The sequence below is a fragment of the Halopseudomonas formosensis genome, from assembly GCF_900115905.1.
In the GTDB taxonomy this organism is placed as follows: Bacteria; Pseudomonadota; Gammaproteobacteria; order Pseudomonadales; family Pseudomonadaceae; genus Halopseudomonas; species Halopseudomonas formosensis.
On the sequence record NZ_FOYD01000001.1, the window covers coordinates 587684 to 611015 of the forward strand.

Here is a 23332-nt window from a genome sequence, read left to right on the forward strand (position 1 = left end):
CAACAGCATGCAAGAGGCAGTCATTGTCGCCACCGCGCGCACCGCCCTGACCAAATCATTCCGTGGCTCGTTCAACGATACCGAGGCGCCGGTGCTGGGCGGGCATGTGGTCCGCGCCGTGGTCGAGCGCGCCGGTATCGATCCGGCGGATGTGGGTGATGTGATCATGGGCGCGGCGGTACAGCAGGGCACCCAGGGCTACAACATCGGCCGCCTGTGCGCCTATACCGGTGGCTTGCCGGAGTCGGTGGCGGGCATGGCGGTTGATCGCATGTGTGCCTCCGGGCTGATGGCCATTGGCGAAGCGGCCAAGGCGATCATGACCGGTGAGCTGGACGTGGCCATCGGCGGTGGGGTGGAGTCGCTGTCGCTGACCCAGACCAAGCACAAGAACAGCTATCGGGCGCGCTCCGAGGCGGTGATGGAGGTGGCACCGGCGGCCTATATCCCGATGATCGAGACCGCGGAAATCGTTGCCGAACGTTACGGCATCAGCCGCGCGGCCCAGGACGAGTATGCGCTGCAGAGCCAGCAGCGGACTGCGGCGGCGCAGCAGGCCGGTCTGTTCACCGAGGAAATCGTGCCGTTGGCGGCCAGCAAGCTGCTGTTCGACAAGGAAGGCAAACCGGCCGGGCATGAGCAGGTGACCGCTGATCGCGACGAGTGCAACCGCCCGAGCACCACGCTGGAAGGCCTGCAGGGCCTGGCGCCGGTGTGGAAGGACGGTGAATGGGTCAAGCAGGGCCAGCACATCACCGCCGGTAATGCCTCGCAGTTTTCCGACGGCGCTGCCGCCTGCCTGCTGATGAGCCGCGAGCAGGCCGAGCGCCGTGGTCTCAAGCCGCTGGGCGTCTACCGCGGGATTGCCGTGGCCGGGTGCAAGCCGGAGGAGATGGGCATCGGGCCGGTGTACGCCATCCCCAGGCTGCTGCAGCGCTTCAATCTCAAGGTCGAGGATATCGGCCTGTGGGAAATCAACGAGGCCTTCGCCAGCCAGGTGCTGTATTGCCGCGATCACCTGGGTATCCCCAATGACCGCCTGAATGTGAACGGCGGAGCCATCTCCATCGGCCATCCGTTCGGCATGAGCGGCGCGCGCATGGTCGGCCATGCGCTGCTGGAAGGGCGCCGCCGCGGTGTGCGTTATGTAGTGGTGTCGATGTGCATCGGTGGCGGCATGGGCGCTGCCGGGCTGTTCGAACTGGACTGACCCTCCCATCCTCCGGAAGCCCGGCATCAGCGGGCTCCGCCCTGGCGGGTGCCAACCGTCCTGCGGCGCGGCGCCCGGCCGTTCTTGATCTGCGTCAATGACATAAGCCATTTGGACGATGCTGGCAGGTCCGCTGCTGGCCCACCATCGAATCACTCGCTGTGCTGCCTTTATGTCTCGCACATGAACAGCTGCAGACTCATAAGAACAACAGGTGCCCTGCCAAGGGGCCGCCCACAGGTTGGATAGAGCCATGAGTAAACTGATCAGCTATTCCTTCTGTCTCGTCGTCATCGCCTTGGTGGCCTATGCCTTCTCGCCGCGGCAGCAGACCGATGGCCAGCGGGTGGAACTTGATCTGGCACGCCTGCAGATCAACGATCTGGCCCGAATTGATGACCGGGTAATCGCGGTGGGGGAGCGCGGCACCATCATTGTCAGCGACGACCTGGGCGATACCTGGCGCGAGACCCATGGCGACGACCAGTTGCCTGTCACCCTGACCGGCATCAGCCCGCTGGGCGGCGACACCCTGCTGGCGGTGGGGCACGACGCCGTGCTGATGCGCAGTGACGATGCCGGCGACAGCTGGGATGTATTGATGCAGGACCAGGAGCTGGGCGAGCCGCTGCTGGGTGCCTGGAGTGCAGACGGCGAGAAGATCTTCGCCTTCGGCAGCTTCGGCAAGTTCTTCACCTCCCACGACGCAGGCCGGAGCTGGCAGGAGCGTGAGCTGGATATCCATGGCGAGCACCTCAACGACATGGCTGGTGACGGCCAGCGCCTGCAGCTCATTGTCGGCGAAATGGGCCTGGTGCTGCGCAGCCAGGACCAGGGCGAGACCTGGGAGCGCATCGAGCCGTTCTATCGTGGCTCGCTGTTCGGCGTGGCCTACCTGGGCGATGCGGTATGGGTGACCTACGGCATGCGCGGCCACGTTTTCGTCAGCCGCGATGATGGCCAGAACTGGAGCCAGGTCGAGCTGCCACACCGCCTGCCGCTCTACGGTCACGCCGAGGATGGCTCGGGAGTGGTAATCGTTGGCACCGGCGGCGCCTACGTCAGGATTTCAGGCGATGGCGAACTCAAGGACACCGGTTACCTCAGCGGCCTGGGAACATTGACCTCGGCGGTGGTACTGCCGGGTGGCGAACTCTTTGTCGCTGGCCAGCGCGGCCTGCTGCAGCAGGACCGTGGTTACCTCGCGGTCGTCGGTCAATAAGGGGGGAGTATGGCCAAGCATAACCAGATGGTGGCGCGTTGGGTGGAGTCCATGGCGGATGGACTGCTCGGCAACCGCAAGCTGTTTCTCATGATTTTCGTGCTGATTACCCTGGGGCTGGGTTACAGCGCTACGCAGATCAGGCTGGACCCGGGCTTCAACAAGCAGATCCCGGTCACCCACCCCTACATGGAGAACTACCTGCATTACAGTGAGACCTTCAGTGGCGCCAATACCATCCTGGTGAGCGTCGACTGGAAGGGCGAAGGGGATATCTACAACGCCGAGTTCCTCGACGTGCTGCGGCAGGTTACCGATGAGGTGTTCTTCATTCCCGGGGTGCGCCGGGCCAGTGTGCGCTCGCTGTTCACGCCCGATGTGCGCTATGTGGAGATTTCCGAGGACGGCTTCGTCGGCGACGTGGTGATCCCGCCGCATTTTTCCGGCACCCCCGAGGACCTGGACCAGGTGCGCAGCAATACCGCCCGCTCCGGCGAGATCGGCCGGCTGGTGGCCAATGACCTGAGCGCCGCCATCGTCAATGCCGAGCTGCAGGAGTTCAATCCGGAAACCGGCGAGCAGATTTCCTATACCGAGATCGCCGGTCAGCTGGAGGAGATCCGCACCCGCTTCGAGAACGACAATATCGAGATCAATATCGTCGGCTTCTCCAAGCTGACCGGCGAAGTGATCGACGGCCTGCTGACGGTGATCGGCTTCTTCGTCATCGCCTTCGTCATCACCGCACTGATGCTCTGGGTGTACACCCGTTCGCTGGTGCAGACCATAGTCGCGCTGTGCGTGGCGCTGGTGCCGGTGGTCTGGCTGCTGGGCGTGCTGCCGCTGATCGGCATGGGCATCGACCCGCTGTCAATCCTGGTGCCCTTCCTGGTGTTCTCCATCGGCGTGTCCCATGCGGTACAGATGACTAACGCCTGGAAGCAGGACATCCTCGGTGGGCACAACTCGCTGGAGGCGGCGCGGGTATCCTTCTGCACCATCTTCATTCCCGGTGCGCTGGCGCTGTTGATGAATGCCCTGGGCTTCGGCGTGATCATGCTGATCGACATCCCGATCGTGCATGAGCTGGGCCTGACCGCCTGTATCGGCGGGCTGCTGATGATTGTCACCAACAAGATGATGCTGCCGATCATCCTGTCCTATCTGCGGCTGGACCGGCGCGCCTACGAGCAGCGCGCGCGCAACGCCGATGGCAAACATGCGCTCTGGTGGAGCCTGTCGGTGCTGGCCACGCCGAAGGCGGCCCTGGGCGTGTTCGCCATCAGCCTGGTGCTGCTGCTGGCCGGGGCCTGGAAGAGCCGCGACCTGATCGTCGGCGACGTCGGCGTCGGCGCGCCCGAGCTGCGCGAGGATTCGCGCTACAACCAGGACAACGCGCAGATCTCCGGCAAGTATTCCATCGGCCTGGACGTGCTGTCGGTCTATCTGGAGACCGAGATCCAGGAAGCCTGTCTGGACGCCGACGTCATGCGCGCGGTGGAAGAGCTGGACTTCCATGCGCGCAGCATCAAGGGCGTCAACTCGGTGCACAGCGTGGCGGGCATGGGCAAGGTGTCCATTGCCGGCAACAACGAGGGCAACCCGCGCTGGGCGGCCATTCCCGGTTCGTCCCGCGGCCTGATGCCCGGCTCGCGCGCCTATTCCAGCTCCCACGGGCTGGTGGAAGATGGCTGCCAGACCATGCAGGTGCTGCTGTTCCTGACCGACCATGAAGGCGACACCATCGCCCGGGTAACCGGGCAGGTTGAACGCATCATTGCCAACATCGACGAGCCCAAGGTCGAGTTCAAGCTGGCCGGCGGTAATATCGGCGTCATGGCCGCCTCCAACGAGGCGGTGCAGAAGGCCGAGATCCAGATGCATGGCTCGCTGCTGCTGGCGGTGGCACTGTTCTGCTGGCTGACCTTCCGCTCGGTGCGCGCGGTGCTTTGCCTGCTGATCCCGCTGGCGATTGTCGCGACGCTGTGCAACGCGGTGATGGCGGTGTTCGGTATCGGTCTCAAGGTCGCCACCCTGCCGGTGATGGCCCTGGGGGTAGGGGTGGGGGTGGACTACGGCATCTATCTCTACGAGCGGATGCAGCATGAGCTGGCCATGGGCCGGGATGTGCGGACCGCCTTCTATGAAGCCATGTGCCAGCGCGGCACCGCAGCGCTGTTCACCGCAGTGACCATGTCGGTGGGGGTCGGCACCTGGGTGTTCGCGCCGCTGAAGTTCCAGGCCGACATGGGCGTGCTGCTGGCCTTCATGTTCCTGGTCAACGTGTTCGGCGCCATCTTCCTGCTGCCCGGCCTGGCCGCCTGGTTCAACCGCAGCAAGCCGCTGGTGCGAGTCCAGACGGCCTCGACCGCCCCGGGCTACATGGCCGCGCCGGCGGGTCACTGAGCACTGTGAATGCCGGGCGGATAGCTACGCCCGGCAGTCCTGATCAGCGCGGAGGATGGTTTCAGATCAGTAGTACCGATGGAGGTATCCGGCGCTGGCTTAAACTGCTCCAACTGAGCAATATAGATGCCCAGCCCAATGCCCCGATAACGATAAGAGCCCCGCTTTGAAAAGCGCAAAGGCATGAGGTTGCAGCGATGATGACAACAAGCACAACAAGCATTTTCGACAACACAACCCTCTCAGGCACGGCGGCCATGTGCGCGCCGGCAGGCCTGTCCCTGTCGCTCGACGACTATGACCGCATCGTTGGCCATATCCATGACGGCGGACTGGATACCCAGCAGCTGTCGGTCGCCCTGGAAGAGCTGCGCATGCTGTTCCAGGCCAACTATGTGACCCTGATCCTGCGCATCCCCGGTGTAGAGGACGTTGGCCTGATGCTGGTGGCGGGCAAGGTCGAAGGCAGCGGCCAGGTCACCTACTTCCGTTACCTGCATGGCGAGACGCCCTTCGCCAACCTGCCGGCCGACCGGGTGTTCACCGTGGACGACGTGATGACCCCGCAGGAATGGGAGAACAGCACCTACTACCGCGAGTACAGCAAGGCTAATGACGTCTATCATGTGATGGGCGCCGATATCTCCACCGCCGATGCCGGAGTGCTGCGTTTCCGTATTACCCGCAGCCAGCGGCAGCCGGCTTTCTCCGAGCAGGACAAGGCGCTGTGTACCCGGCTGCTGCCTCATCTGCGGCGCAGCCTGCAGGTGCATAACCTGCTGGGCCGCAGCGAATCCCTGGGCAACCTCTACGCCGAGGCCATCAACCGGTTGTCCGTTGCTACCCTGGTGCTCGATGAGGCGGGGGCGGTGCTGCAGCTCAACGACGTGGCCCGGGAGCTGCTCAAGCAGGCCGACGGGCTCAAGCTGGTCGGCTCCCGCCTGGAAGCCAGCTACCCCAGTGACAACCGCGAACTGCACAAGCTGATCCGCGACGTGCTCGAATCCAAGGATTCACCGCAGCCACGGGAGCTGCGTGAGGCCCTGTCCATCGCCCGGCCCTCGGGCGAGGTCAGCCTGGGGCTGGTGGTCGAGCCGATCCCCGGGGCGCAGTGGGCGGAGGGTCGCGGCCAGCCGGCGGTCATGGTGTATATCCGCGATGCGGTGGGCAAATCCCAGGTCGACAACCGGGTGGCCCGGGAACTGTTCAATTTCACGCCCGCGGAGACCCTGCTGGCGCAGCAGTTGGCCAACGGCCTGTCGCTGGAGGAAGCGGCCGAGGAGCTGGGCATCATGCGCAACACCGCACGGGCGCACCTGCGCTCGATCTTCTCCAAGACCGGGGTGCGCCGTCAGGCCGAGCTGGTGCGGGTGATGCTCAACAGCGTCGGCTCGCTGGGGCGTGGCGAGGTCAGCCCGCTGGGCCGCCGTGGCGCCATCATTCCCCAGCCGGAGCTGCGTTCGCTGCGGTGACCTGCTTCAGGATCGACCCGGGATGGTCGATCCGTGGGCAGCATGGAGGCGTCCGGGCTGGCCGCCGGCCAGCCCTCGATAACGATAAGAAGCCGGCCTGACCAGGCCAAAGGCATGAGGTGCACCGGATGACAACAACAATAACCTCAGTAGTTACTGCATTTCCCACCGGCCAGTCCCTGTCGCTGGACGACTATGACCGCATCATCGGCCTGATCCATGATGGCGCACTGGATGCCGAACAGCTGTCGCTGGCGCTGGACGAGCTGCGCCGGGTGTTCCAGGCCAACTATGTCAGCCTGATCCTGCGCGTGCCCAGTGCCGACAGCATGGGCATCACGCTGATCTCCGGGCAGCCGGAATGGGCCGGCAAGCTGGCCTGTTTCAACGATTACCGCTGGGATGCGCCGCTGGGGCGCATGCCGGCTGATCAGGTCCACACCATGGACGAGTTGATGAGTCGCGAGGAGTGGGAGGCCAGCAGTTATTACCGCGATTACAGCCAGCCCAACGACGTCTATCACATCATGGGCGCCAATATCTCCACCGCCGAGGCCGGTGTGCTGGGCTTTCGCATCACCCGCAACCAGCGCCAGCCGGCCTTCCAGGAACAGGACCGCGCGCTCTGCCTGCGGCTGCTGCCCCACTTGCGCCGCAGTCTGCAGGTGCACAACCTGCTGGGGCGCAGTGAATCGCTGGGCAACCTCTATGCCGCAGCGGTCAATCGCCTGTCGGTAGCCACTCTGGTACTGGACGCCGGCGGCAGCGTGCTGCAGCTCAATGACGTGGCCCGGGAGCTGCTGGCCCAGGCCGATGGGCTGAAGCTGGTCGGCTCCCGGCTGGAAGCCAGTTACCCCAGTGACAACCGTGAACTGCACAAGCTGATCCGCGAGGCGGTCGGGTCCAAGGATGGGCCGCAGCCCGGGGAAGCGCGGGAGGCGCTGTCGGTGGCCCGGCCCTCCGGTGAGGTCAGTCTGGGTGTGGTGGTCGAGCCCATTGCCGGGGCCGAGTGGGCCGAAGGGCGGGGCCAGCCGGCGGTAATGGTGTATATCCGCGATGCGGTGGGCAAGTCCCAGGTGGATAACCGGGTGGCCCGCGAGCTGTTCAACTTCACCCCCACGGAAACCGCGCTGGCGCTGCAGCTGGCCAACGGCCTGTCGCTGGAGGAGGCCGCCGAGGAGCTGGGCATCATGCGCAATACCGCGCGGGCGCACCTGCGGGCGATCTTCTCCAAGACCGGGGTACGCCGCCAGGCCGAGCTGGTGCGGGTGATGCTCAACTGTGTCGGCACGCTCGGGCGGGGCGGCACCGTCCGTCCGCTGGACAAGCCCCTGCCCGTCATTACCCAGCCGCAGCTGCGCTCGGTGGCGGTGAGCTGAGCGCAAGGCACCTTCCTAGTCTGCGCAGACGATGAGCGCTGCGCAGTACCCTTCGATACTGCTCCGCAACATGGCCTCAGGCAAGTTCAGGAGCAGAACATGAACAAGGTGGTATTGGTGACCGGTGCCAGCCGTGGCATCGGCCGGGAGACTGCGCTGGCCTTCGCCCGCGCCGGCTTCGATGTGGCGATCAGTGCGCGCACCCTGGAAGAGGGCCAGCAGCACGCCCACGGGCTGACCGGCGCCGATGGCAAGCCGCTGCCCGGCAGCCTGGCGGCGGTGGCCGGCGAAATCCGCGCGCTGGGCCGGCAGGCCTGGTGCATTCCAATGGACCTGCTGGATGCCGACTCGGTGCAGGCCGCGGCGCAGCAGCTGCTGCGCGAGGCCGGCCGTATCGACGTGCTGGTCAACAATGCGGTGTACCAGGGCAGCGACCTCAACGCAAACTTCCTGGCGCTGACGCCCGACACCCTGGAGCGCATGTACCGGGGCTACGTGCTGGCACCGGTGCTCCTTACCCAGCGGCTGTTGCCGAGCATGCTGGAGCAGGGCGGCGGGGTGGTGATCAACATCACCTCCGGGGCGGGGGAGAGCAATCCGCCGGTGGCCGCTGACAAGGGTGGCTGGGGCTATGCCTATGGCGCCGGCAAGGCGGCGGTGTCGCGCCTGTCCGGCGTGCTCCGGGCGGAAATGGGCGGGCAGGGGCTGCGCGCCTACACGGTCAACCCCGGGGTGGTCACCACCGAGGCGCTCAGGGCCACCATCGGCGAGGCCGGCATCCGCGCGCTGGGTGCCGGGTCGGCGCCGCCACCGGTTCCCGCTGCGGTGATCTGCTGGCTGGCTGTCCACGACCTTGAGGGGCTGCATCAGAAACGTACCGTCCACGCCCAACCATTCGCCCTGGAGCACGGCATAGTGCCGGCCTGGCACCATCCCGGGCAGGCCGGTTGACCCGCTGCCGCCGCCCTAGTCCAAGTGAGGGATGTAGCCCGGCGCCATCGGCGCGAAGATACCGCACATCGGATGTGGTTTTCCGACAGGTTCATGCCGCCGCCACGGGCGGCACAGCATGAGGGGCTGAACCGAGCCGTGCCGAAAACTATAACAACGCTCAACGCTCAGTGAGGATCGGGATTATGAATCAGATGATCGACATCAAACCCGTGGCGGAAACGGCCGAGTACCGTTACGCTCGTGGTTGGCATTGCATTGGCGAAGCAGCCAGCTTCCGTGATGGCAAGCTGCACACGCTGAATATCTTCGGTACGCGCCTGCTGGCCTTCGTTGGCAAGGACGACGAAATCGCCGTGCTGGACGCCTATTGCCCGCACATGGGGGCGGACCTGTCCCAAGGTGAGCTGGTGGATGGCAAGGTGGTGTGTCCCTTCCATCACTGGGCCTTCGACGCCAGCGGCCGTTGCGCCGAGATCCCCTACTGCAAGCGCATCCCGCCCAAGGCCAAGACCCGCAAGTGGCTGACCTGCGAAGTCAACCGCCTGCTGTTCGTCTGGCACAACCCGGAAGGCCTGCCACCGGCCGAGGGTGTGGAGATTCCCTACTTCCCGGAAATCGACAGCGACGAGTGGGATGACGACTGGCACCTGGATCTGATGGTCATCGACACCCACCCGCGCGAGCTGGTGGACAACCTGGTCGACGCCCAGCATTTCGGCCCGGTGCACGATGCGCCGACCAAGTATTTCCGCAACACCTTCCAGGGGCACATCGGCACCCAGCTGTTCCATGGTGACTCCGAGCGACTGGGCGGCGATCTGGTGGCCGATTCGGCCTACTACGGTCCGGCGACCCACTTCACCCGGATGACCGCGAATTATGAAGGTCTCAAGGTGGAGTCGATCCTGCTCAACTGCCACGTGCCGACCAAGCCCAACCAGTTCGAGCTGCGCTTCGGCGTGCTGGTCAAGAAGATCCCCGGCTGGACCGAGGAGCAGAACAAGGAGTTGGCGCTGGAGTATGTGCGGCAGAATCGAGACTCCTTCTATCAGGACGTGGCGATCTGGAGCACCAAGCGACCGGTGGACTTCCCGGTGCTGGCCGAGGGCGATGGCCCCATCTACCAGCTGCGCGAATGGTATGCCCAGTTCTATACCGACGAGGCCGACATCGCGCCGGAGATGAAGGAGCTGCGCGAGTTCGTGACCGTCGATAACCGCTGAGCCTGATCGGTCGCAGACAGGGCCGCCCCATCGTGGGCGGCCTTTTCGTTGGTGTCGTCCAAACGGACGATGTTGGCCGCAGATGCTTGACCTACCGTCAGGGCTACCCTTGACGGACTGGAGTTGCCGATGACACCGATGAAGAGATGGCTGGCCGGCAGTGCGCTGCTTTGCGCGTTGTTCTGCGGGGTGCTGGTCGCCGCCACCAGCGCAGGTGACGAGGAACGCGCCCGGGCCCTGCTGGAGCGGGCCGTGGCCTATTACCAGCAGGAAGGCGAGCGCGCCTTTGCGGCCTTCAGCCGGGTGGGGCCGTTTTCCGAGGATGACCTCTATGTGTTCGTGGTCGATCGCCAGGGCACCATGCTGGCCAGCGGCGGCCCGTCGCGCAGGCTGATCGGCCGGGACATCTCGCCACTGCTGGACGACCAGCTGCAGCTCGGGTTCGAGGCGGTGCTGGCCCAGCCGGTGACCGGCCAGATCCAGGAGGGCGAGTACCGCTGGATCAACTGGCGCCAAGGCCGGGTCGAGCGCAAGAAGGCGTTCTACCAGATCCTCGATGAGCACATTCTCGCGGTCGGCTACTACATTCCCCGCTCCGATCCGGCCGATGCGCAGAACATGCTGGAGCGCGTCGCCGATGCTCTGAAGGACAACGCCGAGCAGACCATCGAACAGATCAACCAGCTGGATTCCCAGTTCTACCAGGACGACACCTATCCGGTGGTCATCGACAGCGAGACCAGGCGTTTCGTGGCCCACGGCTACAATCGCGGGCTGGTCGGCAGCCGCTTCGACAATGTCGACGACCATGCCGGCGAGCCGCTGGGTGCGCCGCTGCTGGAGCAGATGCAGGGCCGTGACAGCGGCCGGTTCAGCTACCAGTGGCGCAACCCGGCGACCCAGCAGGTCGAGCACAAGACCGCGCTGATCCAGCGGGTAGGCCGCTACGTGGTGCTGGTCGGCTGGTACGGCGAGCTGGCCGAATAACCCCCATTGCATTGACATAAGGACAGCCATGAAAGCAGTTTCGCTGGTAACCCGGCGCGCCGATCTGGACCGCGCCGGGTTTCGGGATTACTACGAATCCACCCATTGCTGGCTGGCCATGCAGCATTTCCCGTTTCTCGGCTATACCCGCAACCATCTGCTGGATCATCCCGAGCTGGATTTCGATTGCATCAGCGAATTTGCCGCGCCTGAGGAGATGGCCGCGATCGATGTCATGAACTCCCGGTCCCGGCAGCTGGTGGCGACCGATGAGCTGCAGTTCATGGACCCGAGCCGGATTCGTGTCGCCGCAGTCCGGCCGCATCGACTGATCGCATCCAGGGAAGCCGGGCCCCAGGGGCTGCAGGCGCAGGTGCTGATGATCGAGCACGACCAGCAGGCCCTGCTGCAGATGCTGCAGCAGCTCGTCCCGCAGTTGACCGGAGCGTATCCGGGCCTGCACGGCATGCGCCTGGACCTGCTGGACAACGATCCGCGCTGCCCGCTGCCCTGCAATGCCCTGCTGTGGCTCAACTGGTTTGGTCAGCCGGAAACGCTGCCCGCCGCGCTGGATCAGTTGCCCGGCCTGCAGCGGACGCTGCGAGTCGAACGCTGCGATACCCCACTGGCGACCCTGCAGGAGAAGTTCGTCGCCTTTCAACCCTGATGCTTGAGCAGACAACAAGAACAAGGAGCTGCAATGCCCGGGATAACACGACGGCATTTTCTCAAGGGCACCGCCGGCCTGGCGGCGGGCGCCGCGCTGGGGCTGCGTTCGCTGCCGGGGTGGGCGCACAGCGGAATGCGTTTCGATGAATACCGGCGCTGTGACGCACTGGAGCTGGCGCGGCTGGTCCGCCGGGGCGAGGTCAGCCCCGCCGAACTGCTGGAGCTGGCAATCGCCCGCACCGAGCAGATCAATCCCCGCATCAATGCCGTGGCACTCAAGCATTACGACAGTGCCAGGAAGCTGGCCGGCTCGTCCCTGCCCGAGGGCCCCTTTCGCGGCGTGCCTTTCCTGCTCAAGGACCTGGGCGTCAGCATGGCCGACACCATCACCACCCACGGCTCGCGGTTCTTCCGCGAGGCCCGGGCGGCAGCCGATGACAGCTATGTACGCAAGGCCCGCCAGGCTGGCCTGGTGATCTTCGGCAAGACCAGCAGCCCGGAGTTCGGCAACAGCCCGTCCACCGAGGGCCGCCTGTTCGGGGATACGCGCAATCCCTGGAACCTCGAACACAGCGCCGGCGGCTCCTCCGGGGGCGCAGCAGCGGCCGTGGCGGCGGGCATCCTGCCGGTGGCCCATGCCAGCGACGGCGGCGGCTCGATCCGCCTGCCGGCATCCTCCTGCGGCCTGTTCGGGCTCAAGCCCAGCCGTGACCTGGTGCCGATCGGCAACGGCCCGGGTGAACCCCGCGGGCTGCTCTCGGCGCAGCATGTCATCAGCCGCAGCGTGCGCGACTCGGCAGCCATGCTGGATGCGCTGGCCTGGGCCAGCCCCGGGCCGGGCTTCGGTGCGCCGGAACAGGGCAGTTATCTGCAGCAGCTGCAGCAGCCACCGGGGCGCCTGCGCATTGCTGTCATGCGCAAGCCGTTGCTGGACATGCCGGTGGCCCCGGCGTGCCTCGATGCGCTGGATCAGGCCGTGCAGCTGTGCGGTGAACTGGGCCATGAGCTGGTTGAGGCGACCCCGGATCTCGACATGCGCGCCGCGATGCAGGCCTCCGGCACTCTCAGCGTGGCCGGCCTGGCCGAACGCGTGGCCCTGCGCGAAACCCAGCTGGGGCGCAAGGTAACCGCGAACGATCTGGAACCGGTGAACATGGAGATGCTCGCCTGGGGGCGTCAGCTCAGCGCCGTGGATTATCTGCGCGCCCAGGAAGGGCTGCGCCAGACCGGCCGTGATATGGCCCGCTTCATGGAACATTTCGACCTGGTACTCAGCCCCACCATGACCTGGGCCCCACCGCGCCTGGGCGTGGTAGACATGGATCTGCCGCTGGAGGAATTCGGCCCGGTGGCTACCCGCAGTTCGGTGTTTACCGTGCTGTACAACATCACCGGCCAGCCGGCAATGTCAGTGCCGCTGCACTGGAGCGCCGAAGGCCTGCCCATTGGCGTGATGTTCGCCGGGCGCTTCGGTGCCGAGCGCACCTTGCTGCGGCTGGCTGGCCAGCTGGAACAGGCGCAACCCTGGTTTGATCGCGTGCCGTCGCTCTGACCCCTTATTCCCAACACAGGAGTTCCACCCCATGCCCATTACCGCCGTAACCGGTGCCGCCTCCGGAATAGGTGCCGCGCTATGCCAGCAGCTGCGTGACGCCGGTCACCAGGTGATCGGAATCGACCGCGCCAACAGTGACATCAATGTGGACCTGTCCACCGCCGCCGGGCGTCAGCAGGCGGTGGATCAGGTGCTGCAGCGTTGCGATGGCGTGCTGGATCATCTGGTGCTGTGCGCCGGGGTCGGTGTGACCGCACCCAGCTGCGGCCTGATCCTGGCAGTCAATTATTTTGCCGTCAGTGCCCTGCTGGAAGGTCTCGCCGATGCGCTGGGCCAGGGCCGACAGCCCACCGCAGTAGTGGTGGGCTCGGTGGCCTCGGTGCAACCCGGCGCCGATCAACAACCTATGGTGGAGCTGATGCTGGCAGGGGATGAGGCTGCGGCCATCGCTTCAGCCAACCAGGCCGCCGAGCCCAGCATGGCCTACGCCGGCTCCAAGTATGCGGTCAGCGTGCTGGTTCGGCGTCAGGTGCACGACTGGGCCAGACGGGGCGTGCGGCTGAACGTGGTGGCACCGGGGGTGGTGGAAACACCGCTGTACCAGGCATCCACCGAAGACCCTCGCTACGGCAAGGCCACCCGCAGCTTTGTCGCGCCGCTGGGGCGGGGCAGCCAGCCCGCGGAGCTGGCCGAGGTGATCCGCTTCCTGCTGTCGCCCCAGGCCAGTTTCATCCACGGCACCGTGCTGTTTGCCGACGGCGGCATGGACGCCATGGTGCGCCCGGAGCGTTTCTGAAACACGCGCTCTAGGCTCCTTGCAACGCCTGCTGCGGTGCAAAGGCCTGCTGCCGGTACAGCTGCAATAGCAGCCATGCCGGAATCAGCAGGGTCAGGTGCACGCCCAGCAGCGCATAACGCAGCGATTCATCACCCGCCCAGGGCAGTAGCAGGTCGCTCAGGGCGCCGGTCAGCAGCGGGCCGAGGCCGATCCCCGCCAGGGTGGTGCAGATGGTCTGCAGGGCCACCGCCGTGGCCCGCTGCCGGGGACTGACCATCTGCGTCAACAGGTTGAAGCAGGGCGCCACCCACCACATGGTGAAGAACCCCATCAGCGCACACCAGAGCATGGCGGTGGGTACCTCCACCGCGCCGATCTGGAAGGCGATACCCGGCGGCCAGACCAGATACAGCAACAGGCTGAGCAGGGTGACCAGGGTTCCGATCAACGGCAACCCCAGCAGCCAGGCCTGGCTGCGCAGATTCAGGCGATCACTCAACCAGCCGCTGAACAGGCCGCCCAGGGCGGCGCTGCAGCCGGTCACCACCCCGGCGAGGATACCGGCGCTCTGCAGTGACAGGCCATGGGAGCGGATCAGGAAAGGGGTATTCCACATGGCGAAGGCCAGCCCGCTGAAACTGAACCAGGCACAGGCGGCCACCAGTTTGCGGTAGTGGGCATTGCCCAGCAGCTGGCGGGCCGACCGCCACAGCCCGAGGGCAGGCGCGTTGCCATGCAATGGATTGTCGAAGCGGCCCCGCTCCGGCTCCCGCACCGCCAGCGCCAGCAGCAGCGAAATCAGCAGTGGTGGCGAGGCTATCAGATAGAAACCGGTCCGCCAGCCCCAGGTATCGATCACCCAGGCACCCAGACTCAGACCGACGATGGCCGAAAGGGTCGGCGCGGCGGTAAAGCAGCTGATCGCCAGCGAGCGGTTGCGCGCCGGGTAGAGGTCGGCGATCAGCGACAGCGAGGCGGGGGTCACCGGCGCCTCGGTCACCGCCACCAGCATGCGCGCGATGACCAGCATCGGAAAGCTGACGGCGAAGCCGCAGATAACAGTGGTGATCGCCCAGATGACGCCGCACAGGGCCAACAGGCGAACCCGGGAGTGACGATCAGCCAGGCCCCCGGCAGGCAGTCCCATCAGGGCGTAAGCAACGGCAAAGGCCAGCCCGGAAATCAGCCCCATGGCGGTATCGCTGGCACCGAACTCGAGTTTGATGGGCTCTATCATCACCGCCATGATCTGGCGGCCGAGAAAGATGCTCGCATAACCACCGACCAGCAGGGCCAGTACTGCATGGCTTGCTCTGCTGGTGTGGGTATCGGTTGCCGACATGGTTGGGATTCCCTGGAAGATGATCTGCTCGCCGCCTGCTCCCCTCTCCCCTCGCGGGAGAGGGGAGAGGGGAGCAGGCGGCGCGCAGTGCGCTGGAAAGATCAGCCCTGGCGCTGCTTGAGCAAGGTGAGGGCGGTGTCCTCGATCATGTCTTCCTGCCCCCCGACCATGCCGCGGCGGCCCATTTCCACCAGGATTTCCCGGGCCGGAACGCCGTATTTCTTCTCGGCGCGCTTGGCGAACAGCAGGAAGGAGCCGTAGACGCCGCCGTAGCCCATGGTCAGGGCGTCCTTGTCGCTGCGGATGGGGAAGTCCATGATCGGCACCACCAGGTCGTCGGCGACGTCCTGGATACCGAACACGTCAACGCCGGTCTCGATACCCATGCGCGCGCACACGGCGACCAGGATCTCCATCGGCGTATTGCCGGCGCCGGCGCCCAGCCCCGCAGCGGCGGCGTCGATACGGGTAGCGCCGCACTCGATCGCGGCGATGGAGTTGGCTACACCCATGGCCAGGTTGTGGTGACCGTGGAAGCCGATTTCGGTTTCCGGCCGCAGGGCAGCACGCACCGCGCTGATCCGCGCACTGACATCATGGGGCAGCATGTAGCCCGCCGAGTCGGTGATGTACACGCAGTTGGCACCATAGCTCTCCATCAGCCGGGCCTGCTCGGCCAGACCTTCGGGGCTGTTCATGTGCGCCATCATCAGGAAGCCCACGGTGTCCATCTCCAGCTTGCGGGCGAGGTTGATGTGCTGTTCGGAGACATCCGCCTCGGTGCAGTGGGTGGCCACGCGAATGGTGTTGACGCCGATTTCCCGGGCCATCTTCAGATGGTCGATGGTGCCGATGCCCGGCAGCAGCAGAGCCGACACCCTGGCGTTCTTCATCAGCGGCACCACGGCGGACAGGTATTCCTCATCCGTGTGGGCGGGGAACCCGTAGTTCACCGAGCTGCCGCCCAGGCCGTCGCCGTGGGTAACCTCGATCAGCGGAATACCGGCGGCATCCAGCCCCTGGGCGATGCTCTGCATCTGCTCCAGGCTGATCTGGTGGCGCTTGGGATGCATGCCGTCGCGCAGAGTCATGTCGTGCAGTGTGATCTTCTTGCCTTGCAGGTTCATGGTCAGCTCCTTACAGGGTGGCGGCAATCGCGTCGGGATCGAAGCTGCCATCAAGCATCTTCTCGGCGAACAGTTCGGCGGTGCGGGCACCGGCGGCGGTCATGATGTCCAGGTTGCCGGCGTACTTGGGCAGGAAGTCGCCCAGACCTTCCACCTCCATGAACACCGAGACGCGGTTGCCGTCGAACACCGGTCCGTTGACCAGCTTGTAGCCGGGTACATACTTCTGTACTTCGGCGATCATGCTGTGTATCGAGTCGGTAATACGGGCCTGGTCCGGCGTGTCGGTGGTCAGGCAGTGGATGGTGTCGCGCATGATCAACGGCGGCTCGGCCGGGTTGATGACGATGATCGCCTTGCCTTTCTTCGCGCCCCCCACCTGCTCGATGGCGCCGGCGGTGGTGCGGGTGAATTCGTCGATATTCTTGCGCGTGCCGGGTCCAACCGAACGGGACGACACAGTGGCAACGATCTCGCCGTATTCCACCGACTGTACCCGGGACACCGCGGCGACCATGGGGATGGTCGCCTGGCCACCGCAGGTGACCATGTTGACGTTGAGAATCGGCTCACCGGCGTGTTGCTGCAGGTTCACCGGCGGCACCACGTAAGGGCCGATGGCGGCAGGGGTGAGGTCGACCATCAGCACGCCCAGCGCGTTCAGCTTGCGGCTGTTCTCGGCATGCACATAGGCCGATGTGGCGTCGAAGGCGATGCGGATATCATCCTCGCGCACGTGGGGCAGCAGGCCATCAACGCCCTCGCTGGTGGTCTTCAGGCCCATCTCCTCGGCGCGCTTGAGGCCCTCGGAGGTGGGGTCGATGCCGACCATCCACACCGGCTCCAGTACCTCGCTGCGCTGCAGCTTGTACAACAGGTCGGTGCCGATATTGCCTGGCCCGATCAGGGCACAGCGGATCTTCTTGCTCATGGAGTTCTCCCGGCGTCAGTCAGTGAAACGCAGGCTGGCGTTACCCAGTCCGCTGATGTGCATATCGATACGGTCGCCGGCCGCCACCGGCACCAGCGGCGCCAGCGCGCCGGAGAGAATGATCTCGCCGCGGCGGAAGGGAATGCCGAGCTGGCCCAGGGTGTTGGCCAGCCAGGCCACCGCTTCGCAGGGGTGGCCCTGGACGGCCGAGCCCAGGCCGCTGCCGGCGGGCTGACCGTTGAGCTGCATGGTCAGCTCGACTGTCGCGAGATCGATGGTGCGCGGATCGATGCGTGCCTCGCCGAGGGCAAACACGCCGCAGGAGGCGTTGTCGGCTACCGTGTCCTCGATGCGGATCTGCCAGTTGGCGATGCGTGAGTCGACGATCTCGAAGCAGGGCACCACCGACTCGGTCGCCGCCAGCACATCGCTGGCGGTCACGCCGGGGCCGGTCAGATCCTCGGCCAGGATGAAGGCGATCTCGCCTTCGGCGCGGGGCGCGATCAGGTTGTACTCGGCCATGCTCACCGCGCTGCCATCGGCCACCTGCATGCGGTCGGTGAGAAAGCCGAAATCCGGCTGGTGCACGTTGAGCATGTCCTGCACCGCCTTGCTGGTGACGCCGATCTTCTTGCCGATCACGCGCTCGCCCAGGGCTTCACGACGTTGGAGAAACTGCAGGGAAATACGGTAGGCGTCGTCCAGGGTAATCTGTGGATGACGCTCGGTCAGCGGGCGCAGGGCCCGGCGCTCGCGCAGGGCGGCATGCAGTTCATCGCCCAGCGCCTTGATCAGTTGTTCGTCCATTATCGGTTTCCGTTCAGGTAGGGAAGACGCTGGATTCGGCACCGCCATCAACCTCGATGACCTTGCCGGTGACCCAGCGCGAAGCCGGAGAAGCCAGGTAGAGCGCCGCAGCGGCGATATCTTCCACCTCGCCCAGGCAGCCCAGCGGGGTGTTGCTCTCCATGACCTGGCGGATCTCGTCGGTCATCACCCCGGCCAGCGCGTCGGTCATGATCGGCCCGGGGGCAATGGCATTGATGCGGATCACCGGAGCGAAATCCTGGGCCAGCATCTTGCCCAGGTGGGTCAGGGCGGCCTTGGCTGCGGCGTAGCGGCTGAAGTTGCGCTGGATATAGCGCGCCGCGCCGGAAGTGATATTGATGATGTTGCCCTGACCGGCCTCGCGCATATGCGGTGCGCACAGCTGGATCAGGTGGTAGGCGCTGGTGACATTGAAATGCAGCGAGCGGTCGAACTCCTGCCAGCTCAGTTTCAACGGGCTGTTGGGCCCGCCGCCCCCGGCGTTGTTGACCAGGTGGGTGAGCCTGCCGAAGGCCTGCACGGCGGCGGCGACGGCGGCCTCGCGCTGGCCGGCATCGTTGACATCACAGCTCACGGCAATGGCCTGGCCACCCCGTTGGCGGATCTGCTCGGCCACGGCTTCCACGTCAGCCAGGGTACGGGCTGCGCAGACCACGCGGGCGCCGGCCTCGGCATAGGCCAGCGCGATGGCCTGGCCAATGCCCTTGCCGGCGCCGGTGACCAGCGCCACGCTGCCATGCAGGGAGAAACGTTCCAGTAGCGACATGCTGCGTCCCCTTATTTCGCGATCCGGGCCTGGTCAGCCGGGCTGTCGAGGGTCCACAGGTCGGGCAGGCCCGGGTCGGTCGCGTGGATGAGACGCTTGAGCAGGATCTTCAGCGCCTGGGTGTCGCCGGCGCCGAGTTTCTCGGTAACCTCCTGCTCCACGGCCTTGGCCAGTGCCACGTGCTCCAGCGAGACCTCGCGGCCCTCGCCGGTGAGCAGGAAGCGCTGCTCGCCGGACTGCTCATCCGCCACGATGTAGCCCTGCTTCTGCAGGAACAGCAGCATGGACAGCGTCACTTCGCGGCCGGTGTAGGAAACGAAATGGTTGATTTCCGATAGCGTCAGGTTGTCCTGAATGCTCAGCACCGACAGGACGAAGAACGCATGCTCGTCGAGCTTGTGGTTCTGCAGCAGGGTGCGCAGGTAGGCAACCAGCTGGTAATGTGCACGGCCGGCCAGGTACCCCAGAAGGTCCTCGGTGTAACTGCAGTCGGGCGCGACCTGCTCGACCTGGGACAGGCGCACACCTTCCCGCGGCTTGCGTGCGGTCAGGGCGTATTGCCCGCTCTGGAATGCCAGTGGCGGCAGGTGGCTCTGGTCAAAGCTGAGTACTTCGCCGACGAAGATCATGTGGTCGCCGCCCTCGTACATGAAGGCGGTGCGGCACTGAAAGCGCGCGGTGCAGTTGTGCAGCAGCGGAATGTCATTGATGCCGCGGTCAAGCTCGATTCCGGCGAATTTGTCCTCGCCGCGGGCGGCGAAGCGCCCGGAGAGCTCCTCCTGCTCCACCGACAGCACATGGACGTTCCACTGCTTGGTGTGGGCGAAGGCTTCCAGGCTGTAGGCCGACTTGGCCAGACTCCACAGCACCAGCGGCGGGTTGAGCGATACCGAGTTGAAGCTGTTGGCGGTAATGCCAATAGGGGAGCCATCTGCAGCACGGGTGGTGATGATGGTCACGCCCGTGGTGAAGGTGCTCAGGGCGTCGCGAAACGCCCTGGGATTGAAGCTTGCCTGAGCAGTCATGTCCGCCTCGTCGTATCCAGAATCAGTGGCCGCAGTATTGGGCTCGGGCACTGCCGGGTCATCGTCTTTATGGACTAACGCACAAGGTGGCACTGGTCCGAATGGACGAGGTGCGGGGCGGGGCGCTTATCTATCGTGCCAATAGTGATAAAAGCGCCCTGGCGATAACTATAAGGAGAAGCTGCATGCGTGCCCACCTGCAATCCATTGACGAGTTAACACCGCTTCTGGCGGCCCAGCGCCGCGCATTCGATGGGCATGGCCCGGTCAGTGCCGATGAGCGTCGTGCTCGCCTGCAGCGGGTGATCGACCTGCTGGTCGACCATCACCAGCCGCTGGCCGAGGCCATGGATGCGGATTTCGGGGGGCGCCACCCGGGCTTCGGGCTGCTGAATGACGTGCAGGGCTCGCTGGGCTCGCTCAAGCATGCGAGGGATCATCTGGAGGGCTGGATGGCCCGGGACCCGCGTCCGGTGTTCGCACCCTACGACCAGATGGGCGCGCAGGGCTGGGTGCAATACCAGCCCAAGGGCACGGTCGGCATCATGGGGACCTGGAACGCGCCGCTGTTCACTTTGTTCAGCCCGCTGGCCTGCGCCTTTGCCGCCGGCAACCGGGCGGTACTCAAACCATCGGAAATAGTCCCGCACACCGCCGCGCTGCTGGCCGAGCTGATCGACCAGCGTTTCGACCCCCTCGAGCTGGCCATCATCACCGGGGGGGTCGAGGTCGGGCAGGCCTTCGCCAGCCAGCCGTTCAATCATCTGGTCTTCACCGGCAGTACCGAAGTCGGGCGCGACATCATGCGCCGGGCGGCGGAGAATCTGGTGCCGGTGACGCTGGAGCTGGGCGGCAAGTCGCCGGTGATCATCGGCCAGAGCGCCGACATTTCCGAGGCGGCCCGGCGGCTGGCCGTGGCCAAGGGGACCAATGGCGGGCAGATCTGCATATCGCCGGACCGGGTGTTCGTGCCGGTGACCCGGCGCGAAGAGTTCGTCCGCGAGTTTGCCCGGGCCTACAGTGCGCTGTATCCGTCGGTGTCGGATAACCCCGATCTGGTGAGCGTGGTCAACGAGCGTCATCTGCGGCGGATTGATGGTTATCTGGACGAGGTCCGTGACATGGGCGTGGAAGTGGTCCAGTGCCCGGATGTGCCCTTCGACGCCGCTCAGCGCAAGCGTCCGCTGAGTCTGGTGATCAATCCGCCGCTGACCAGCCGGATCATGCGCGAGGAAATCTTCGGACCGGCGCTGGTGGTGCTCAGCTACAGCAACCTCGAACATGTGGTTGATGAGATCAATCAGGGTGAGCGGCCATTGGCGCTGTACTACTTCGGCGCCGATCAGGCCGAGCAGGACTATGTGCTGGGGCATACTCTCTCGGGGGGCGTGAGTATCAATGATGCGCTGATGCACGCGGCACTGGCAAATGCCCCCTTCGGTGGCGTCGGCGCCTCGGGCATGGGGCGCTACCATGGCCGTGAGGGCTTCATCGAATTCAGCCACCTGCGCACGGTGTACCAGGCCCCGGCAACCGACCCGCGCGGCGAGTGGGGTATGTTGCCGCCCTACCATGAGGGCTTTGCCTCTGTCATCCAGTCACAGATCAGCCGCTGACCGGCTCCTTACCTGACTTTTCGGCACCCCTGGATCGGGGTGCCGGTCACCTTTGGCTGGGAGGCCAACCCGTGCCTTTCTCTCTGCGTATCAGTATTGCCACTCGCCTGTTGCTCTGGGCAGGACTGGCAAGTGTTCTGTTCTATACCGCTGTCGCCCTTGGCTGGTACGGTCTGAAGCTGTCCCGGGACAGCCTGCGGGCCGTCCAGGACGAGCAACTGACCGTCATTGCCTGCACCACCGATATCGAGCAGGTGCTCGATGAGAATCGACGGCTGGTGCTGATTGCCTTCCAGTACGATCCGGAAGGCAAGCTGTCCATTGCTCACGACCGGGCGATGTCCCTCTATCTCGAGCAGATCCGCAGCAACAGTGCGCGCATCGAGGCGCTGCGCAGTATCTTTGCGCAGCGCCCCCTGGATGGTCGGGAGCAGGAGCTGGTAACCCGATTCGAGGAGCATTACCAGCTCTGGCTTGAGGATCTGGACGCGATGCTGGCCTTGCTGGAGATTGAAGACTTTGCCGTGGTCGGTATGCGTTCCTTCCTGCAGAACGGTGCAGAAGAAGGGCGCCTGGCCCGGGAGGCACTCGCCCAGCTGCGCAGCTATCAGCAGGAAAAGGCCGAAGCAGCATTCGCCGAGGCTGAACGCCGTTATCGCATGACGGTGGGTGTCTACCTGGCACTTGCCATCGTTGGGCTGGTACTCGGCAGCGCTGCTGGTACCCTCACGCTGGCGCGACTGCGCCGGGGTTTTGGCGCAGTATCCAGGCATGCCCAGGCGATCGCCGCGGGGGATCTGACCAGCGAGATGCACATCCAGGGGCGCGACGAGATCGCCGACCTGATGGCCGAGTTCGCCCGGATGCAGGCCAATCTTCGCGAGCTCATTGGTGGGTTGCGCCAGCAGGTCGAGTTGCTGGGAGGATCCTCCAGCCGTCTGTCAGCCCTGTCCGATGGCGCCTCGGACATGGCCCGGCAGCAGTCCGATGCGGTGATCAGCATGTCATCGGCGGTAGAGCAGCTGTCGGTGTCGATCGAGGAGGTTGGCAGTCATGCCGAATCCACCCGGCAGATTACCCAGCAGGCGGCGGCGCGGTCCATCGAAAGCGAAGCGTTGCTGCAGCGCATGACTGCCGAAATGACCGATATCGCCGGTGCCGTGCAGCAGACAGCAGAGGATATGCGTGACCTGGAGCGTTTCTCGGCGCAGATCGACAGTGTGATCAGGGTGATCAACGAGGTGGCCGAACAGACCAACCTGCTGTCATTGAATGCGGCCATCGAAGCAGCCCGCGCCGGCGAGCTGGGTAGGGGCTTTGCGGTGGTGGCTGCCGAGGTGCGTGAACTGGCCGAGCGTACCTCCCGGTCAACACTCGAGATAGCCGAGACGGTGAAACAGATCCAGAGCGGAACACGGGCGGTGGCCAGCGGGCTGCAGCACACCGTGGGTCGGGTCGAGGCCGGCGTCGGGCTGGCACGCCAGGCCGACGGCTCGGTGGCGCAGATTCGCGAAGGCACCGCCGAGGTGATCGTCGCGGTCAACGAGATAACCGAGGTGCTCAGGGGGCAGGCCGCGGCAACTCGGGAGATAGCCCAGCGGGTCGAAGGCGTGTCCGAGGGTGCCCGGGAAATGTCCGCCAGTGCTGCTGACAGTGCCGCCGCAGCGGTCCAGCTGGAGCACCTGGCAAGCGAGCTGGAAGGCATGGCGCAGCGTTTTCGCAGCGCCTGAGCCATCCATTTGCCCCTGCGGACGCTGCCATAGTCCGCTTTGACGATGAGTGAGTGGCACCGGCTCCAGATAATCGAATCAGCTGCGCATAGGGGCGCTGCCGATAGTCTCT

19 protein-coding genes are annotated in these 23332 nt (G+C 65.2%); 13 read left to right on the forward strand and 6 right to left on the reverse strand.

Annotation, left to right across the window (positions count from 1 at the left end):
* Positions 1–7: 7 nt before the first annotated feature.
* The 11 genes from BM046_RS02710 to BM046_RS02760 all read left to right on the forward strand — a co-directional run bounded on the left by BM046_RS02710 (position 8) and on the right by BM046_RS02760 (position 13873).
* Positions 8–1210 (forward strand): acetyl-CoA C-acyltransferase, encoded by a 1203-nt coding sequence (locus BM046_RS02710; RefSeq protein ID WP_090536691.1) that lies wholly within the window; start codon positions 8–10, stop codon positions 1208–1210.
* A 253-nt stretch (positions 1211–1463) separates the two neighbouring features.
* Entirely contained in the window at positions 1464–2432 is a 969-nt protein-coding gene (locus BM046_RS02715) for a WD40/YVTN/BNR-like repeat-containing protein (RefSeq protein ID WP_090536693.1), read from the forward strand.
* A gap of 9 nt (positions 2433–2441) precedes the next feature.
* Positions 2442–4838, forward strand: a complete 2397-nt coding sequence (locus BM046_RS02720) for an efflux RND transporter permease subunit (RefSeq protein ID WP_090536695.1) — start codon at positions 2442–2444, stop codon at positions 4836–4838.
* Between the two features lie 257 nt (positions 4839–5095).
* Complete coding sequence (locus BM046_RS02725; RefSeq protein WP_090536698.1) at positions 5096–6310, forward strand: helix-turn-helix transcriptional regulator; 1215 nt, start codon at positions 5096–5098, stop codon at positions 6308–6310.
* A gap of 128 nt (positions 6311–6438) precedes the next feature.
* Entirely contained in the window at positions 6439–7689 is a 1251-nt protein-coding gene (locus BM046_RS02730) for a helix-turn-helix transcriptional regulator (RefSeq protein WP_090536700.1), read from the forward strand.
* A gap of 99 nt (positions 7690–7788) precedes the next feature.
* Positions 7789–8640: an SDR family NAD(P)-dependent oxidoreductase gene (locus BM046_RS02735; RefSeq protein ID WP_090536702.1), complete on the forward strand. Its 852-nt coding sequence runs from the start codon at positions 7789–7791 to the stop codon at positions 8638–8640.
* Positions 8641–8825: 185 nt separating this feature from the next.
* Positions 8826–9866, forward strand: a complete 1041-nt coding sequence (locus BM046_RS02740; RefSeq protein WP_090536704.1) for a Rieske 2Fe-2S domain-containing protein — start codon at positions 8826–8828, stop codon at positions 9864–9866.
* A gap of 129 nt (positions 9867–9995) precedes the next feature.
* The gene (locus BM046_RS02745) at positions 9996–10853 is read left to right on the forward strand and encodes a cache domain-containing protein (protein ID WP_235818548.1); all 858 of its coding nucleotides are present in this window, start codon (positions 9996–9998) and stop codon (positions 10851–10853) included.
* A 28-nt stretch (positions 10854–10881) separates the two neighbouring features.
* Positions 10882–11520 carry an EthD domain-containing protein gene (locus tag BM046_RS02750; RefSeq protein ID WP_090536706.1) on the forward strand — a complete coding sequence of 213 codons (639 nt, stop codon included), beginning with the start codon at positions 10882–10884 and terminating at the stop codon, positions 11518–11520.
* A 33-nt stretch (positions 11521–11553) separates the two neighbouring features.
* Positions 11554–13074: an amidase gene (locus BM046_RS02755; RefSeq protein ID WP_090536900.1), complete on the forward strand. Its 1521-nt coding sequence runs from the start codon at positions 11554–11556 to the stop codon at positions 13072–13074.
* A gap of 31 nt (positions 13075–13105) precedes the next feature.
* On the forward strand, positions 13106–13873 hold the full coding sequence (locus tag BM046_RS02760) for an SDR family oxidoreductase (protein ID WP_090536708.1): 768 nt from the start codon (positions 13106–13108) through the stop codon (positions 13871–13873).
* 10 nt (positions 13874–13883) lie between these two features.
* Here BM046_RS02760 and BM046_RS02765 read toward each other — a convergent pair whose 3' ends face one another.
* The 6 genes from BM046_RS02765 to BM046_RS02790 form a co-directional block, all read right to left on the reverse strand.
* Positions 13884–15197: a spinster family MFS transporter gene (locus tag BM046_RS02765; RefSeq protein ID WP_090536710.1), complete on the reverse strand. Its 1314-nt coding sequence runs from the start codon at positions 15195–15197 to the stop codon at positions 13884–13886.
* Between the two features lie 101 nt (positions 15198–15298).
* Positions 15299–16324 (reverse strand): 4-hydroxy-2-oxovalerate aldolase, encoded by a 1026-nt coding sequence (gene dmpG / locus BM046_RS02770; protein WP_090536712.1) that lies wholly within the window; start codon positions 16322–16324, stop codon positions 15299–15301.
* A 10-nt stretch (positions 16325–16334) separates the two neighbouring features.
* A complete protein-coding gene (locus BM046_RS02775) occupies positions 16335–17255 on the reverse strand; it encodes an acetaldehyde dehydrogenase (acetylating) (RefSeq protein ID WP_090536714.1) in 921 nt (306 codons plus the stop codon).
* A 15-nt stretch (positions 17256–17270) separates the two neighbouring features.
* Positions 17271–18062: a fumarylacetoacetate hydrolase family protein gene (locus tag BM046_RS02780; protein ID WP_090536716.1), complete on the reverse strand. Its 792-nt coding sequence runs from the start codon at positions 18060–18062 to the stop codon at positions 17271–17273.
* 13 nt (positions 18063–18075) lie between these two features.
* Positions 18076–18849, reverse strand: a complete 774-nt coding sequence (locus BM046_RS02785) for a glucose 1-dehydrogenase (RefSeq protein WP_090536719.1) — start codon at positions 18847–18849, stop codon at positions 18076–18078.
* 11 nt (positions 18850–18860) lie between these two features.
* The gene (locus BM046_RS02790; RefSeq protein WP_090536720.1) at positions 18861–19874 is read right to left on the reverse strand and encodes a flavin reductase; all 1014 of its coding nucleotides are present in this window, start codon (positions 19872–19874) and stop codon (positions 18861–18863) included.
* Positions 19875–20059: 185 nt separating this feature from the next.
* Between BM046_RS02790 and BM046_RS02795 the strand changes: the two genes are divergently transcribed.
* Together BM046_RS02795 and BM046_RS02800 are read left to right on the forward strand one after the other, a co-directional pair.
* Complete coding sequence (locus tag BM046_RS02795) at positions 20060–21490, forward strand: coniferyl aldehyde dehydrogenase (RefSeq protein ID WP_090536722.1); 1431 nt, start codon at positions 20060–20062, stop codon at positions 21488–21490.
* Positions 21491–21561: 71 nt separating this feature from the next.
* On the forward strand, positions 21562–23220 hold the full coding sequence (locus BM046_RS02800) for a methyl-accepting chemotaxis protein (protein WP_090536724.1): 1659 nt from the start codon (positions 21562–21564) through the stop codon (positions 23218–23220).
* Positions 23221–23332: the final 112 nt, after the last annotated feature.